Annotated in this window: 2 protein-coding genes; both read right to left on the reverse strand. The window is 69.8% G+C overall.

Annotation, left to right across the window (positions count from 1 at the left end):
• Positions 1–169: 169 nt before the first annotated feature.
• Positions 170–1,855: a thiol reductant ABC exporter subunit CydC gene (cydC, locus tag AC1DQP_RS17930; RefSeq protein WP_256775616.1), complete on the reverse strand. Its 1,686-nt coding sequence runs from the start codon at positions 1,853–1,855 to the stop codon at positions 170–172.
• Complete coding sequence (gene cydD / locus AC1DQP_RS17935) at positions 1,852–3,585, reverse strand: thiol reductant ABC exporter subunit CydD (RefSeq protein WP_457318227.1); 1,734 nt, start codon at positions 3,583–3,585, stop codon at positions 1,852–1,854. The genes cydC and cydD overlap by 4 nt, the downstream gene beginning before the upstream one ends.
• Positions 3,586–3,737 lie beyond the last annotated feature (152 nt).

Consider the following 3,737-nt stretch of genomic DNA (forward strand, 5'->3'; position numbering starts at 1 on the left):
CGGCATACCTGGATCGCCTGCCAAGAACACGCCCGACTGCGGAGCCATACATTGCTCCATGGCGGGGCCATTGCCGGCGAATCCAGGCGGCCGCTGCAGGGTCGGCAATCCGTCCTGCAATCGACTGTCCGTCATGCCAGCAAGCGTCAAGACCTGCTTTTCGGCCCCCCTACCGCAACTGCCCCCCGTGCAAGCGATAACTCCGGTGCACGATGCCCTCAGGCAATTCATCGTGGGTGATCATCAGCAGACTCCGATGACCCAGTGCAGCCACCATGTCATGCAGCAATGCATGCGCGGTATCCACATCCAGGCCTTCGGTAGGCTCGTCCAGCAGCAGGATCGGCGACTCCCGCAGGAATGCGCGCGCCAGTGCCAGCCGGCGCGCCTGTCCCGCCGACATCGTGGCGCCGTTCTCGCCGACCCACGCCTGTAGGCCTCCAAGCTGCTCGGCCCAGCCGAGCAGCCGCACATCGGCCAGCACCTGCCACAGGCGTGCATCACTGGCCTGCGGATCGCCCAGGCGCAGGTTGTCGGCAATGCTGCCGGCAAACACCGGCGCGTTCTGCGGCAACCAGGCGATCTGCCGGTGCCAGTCGGCCTGACGGAACTGGCGGATATCGATGCCGCCGTAACGCACATAGCCCGCTTCCGGGTCCCACAGCCGCAGCAGCAGCGAGGACAGCGTGGTCTTGCCGCTGCCACTGTCGCCACCGATGGCGATGCGCTCGCCCGGGCGCAGCTGGAGTTGCACGCCGTCCAGCAGCACGCGCGCCTGGTCCGGCCAACGGAAGACGACGTGCTCGAAGCTCACCGTGGCCGCTTGTGCAGGCATCGCCACCGGGTCGAGCGGCTCGGTCACGCCCGGCGCCTGCTCCACGATCTGCTCCAGGCGCCCGGCCGCCACGCGCCCGGACAACCACGACTGCCAGGCCAGGCCAATGCCCGCCCACAGCTCCAGCAGGGCCACGGTGAGGAACACCAGCCCGGCCGCGAGCGCTGCATCGATGGCGCCGGTTTCAACGCCATGCAACGCCAGCCAAAGCATTGCCACCAGCCCGACAGCGGCACACAGGCCATGCAGCGCATTGCCGCCGATCAACCGCCAGCGCCGACGCCGGTCGCGCGATTTCAGCTGCTTGGCCGCCACCAACACGCGCAGGTTCCAGTGCTCGCGCGCCTGCAGCGCAGTCAGGTCGGCTGCACCTTCCAGGCCTTCGAAGGACTGCGCACGCAGCTGCGCGCGGTGCAGCGCGCGGTCGCGCTCCTGCTCACCGGCACCGCGCACGGTGAGCCACGGCACGCCGACACCGATCAGCAACGCCAGCGCGCCCAGCAGCAGCGCGGCCGGCGGATGGATGAGGGCTGCCGAAACCACGCCCACCAGCGATATCCCACCGAGTGCCAGCAATGGCCCGATCGCACGCACCAGCAGACCGTCGACTTCGCCGATGTCCGACATCAACCGGGCCAGCAGCTCGCCGGTGCGCACGCCGGCCAACCGCGCCGGTGCCAACGGCAGCGCGCGACGGAAGAACCACACGCGCAGATCGCGCGCGATGCGCAGGGTGACATCGTGGCCGACCAGTTTTTCGAAATAGCGCGACGCGATGCGCGCCATGGTCAGGCCACGGATGCCCGCCGACGGCGAGAAGAAGTTGAAGCCGCTGCCCAGCCCGGCCGCGCCGGCCAGCGCGGCCGCCGTGAGGAAGCCACCGGACAGACCGAGCAGCGCGGTGCCGGCCAGCATCGTGGTCCACAGCAGCAGCACGGTCAGCAGCAGGCGGCCGCGATGGCGGGTGAACACCGAACGCAGCGAATCGGCAGCGGCGCGCGGGGGACGTTGCGTGCTCATGCCGAGGTCTCCGTGGTGGTCACCGACGTACCGGTGGCGCTCAGGGTGAGCCGCGTATCGGCCCAGCGCATCGCCACCTCGCTATGGGTGGCGATCACCACGCAGCGACCACGCGCGAACGCGGCCAGGGTACGCAGCAGGTCGGCTTCGGTGTCGGCATCGAGGAAGGCCGTCGGCTCGTCGAGCAGCAGCAGGTGCGGGTCGCGCAACAGCAGCCGGGCCAGCCCGATGCGGCGCGCTTCGCCACCGGACAGACCAAAGCCGCGCTCACCGATCACCGTGTCCAGCCCCTTGGGCAAGCCGGCGGCAAAGCGCATCACCTGCGCAGCCTCCGCTACCGCGCGCAGGTGCGCATCGGTGGCGCCGGGGTCGGCCAGGCGCAGGTTGTCGGCGATGCTGCCGTGGAACAGGTACGGGCGCTGTCCTGCATAGCCGACGTCCATGCCAGGACGCAGCACGATGCTGCCCGACTGCGGTGGCAGCCAGCCGGCCAGTGCTTCGAGCAGCGTGCTCTTGCCGCTGCCGCTGGGGCCGACCAGCGCCAGGCGCTGGCCGGCCTGGATCTGGAACGACAGCTGCTGGATCACATCGTGCTGCGCCCCCACGGGGCGCAGCACCAGGTCGCGCACCACCACCGGTGGCGCGTGCTGCTCCAGCAGCTCCGGCGCGCGCGGCACGGCGGCCCGCGCATCGCCGGCATCGGTGGCTGGCGGGAGTTCGCCGAGCAGGCGTTCCACCTCGGCAGCAGCGGCCAGTGCATTGGCGCGATCGTGGTAATGCGCGGCCAGGCGCCGTAGCGGTGCGTAGAACTCCGGCGCCAGCAGCAGGCAGAACATGCCCACGCCCAGCGTGGGCACCTGCGCATGCAACGACATCAGGCCCAGGTAGCTCAGGCCCAGGTACAGCGCGACCATCGCCACGCTCACCGAGGCGAAAAATTCCAGCACGGTCGAGGACAGAAACGCGATCCGCAGCACTTTCATGGTGCGCTCGCGCACGCCTTCGGCCGCGGCAGCCACGCCGTCCAGCTCGGCCTCACCACGGCCGTACAGGCGCAGCAGGCCCAGGCCCTTGATGCGGTCGGCGAAGTGCCCGCTCATCCGCGCCAGCTCGCCCAGCTGCGCGCGTCCGGCCGCTTCGGCGCCCCACCCGACCAGCATCATGAAGAACGGCACCAATGGCGCGGTGAACAGCAGGATCAACGCCACTACCCAGTCGGTCCAGGCCACGGCCAGCAGTATCAGCAGCGGCACCACCACCACCTCGATCCGCACCGGCTGGTAGCCGCCGTAATAATTCTCGATCGCATCGGCATGGGTCAGCATCAGCTCACCCAGCTCGCCCGTGCGCTGCTGCCGCAACCACAGTGGGCCCCGCGCCAGCAGCCGCCGATACACCCGTTCACGCAGGGCCAGCCGGGCGGCATCGGCGACGTCGCCCGCGGCAGCCTGGGTGGCGCTGGCCAGCAGCGCGCGCACCGTCAACACCCCCAGCAGACCTACCAGCACCGGGGTGGCGCTGGCCAGTGGCCGGTGTTCGACCAGAATCGCCTGGATCAGCCARGCGATGGCGGCGGCCTGGCCGATCAGCAACGCCCCGGATACGCAGATGCACGCCGCCGCCCAGCGCTGGCGCCCGCGCGCGGCCGCGCCGAGGCTGCCCAGCCACAGCAGGCGCTGCCGACGCAGGGCGGTGGTCTCAACAGCAGTGGCTTCGGGGCGTATGCTCACGTGGGATCACAGGGGGACACAGGGAAGATCCAGTCGATTGGAGTGCCTGCCGGCATGGCACCCGTGCGTCAAGCGGTCGCAGCGTGCCCGGGGGCATACGCGTCCATCCCCGCCGGGTTTGTACATTGATCTGAATCAAGGCTGTTTGAAGT

The sequence above is a fragment of the Stenotrophomonas sp. P5_A8 genome (genome assembly GCF_056400545.1).

What these genes read in the sequence shown, in the direction of transcription:
- cydC (WP_256775616.1), bottom strand. Translation starts at nt 1,855, where the DNA reads ATGAGCACGCAACGTCCCCCGCGCGCCGCTGCCGATTCGCTGCGTTCG.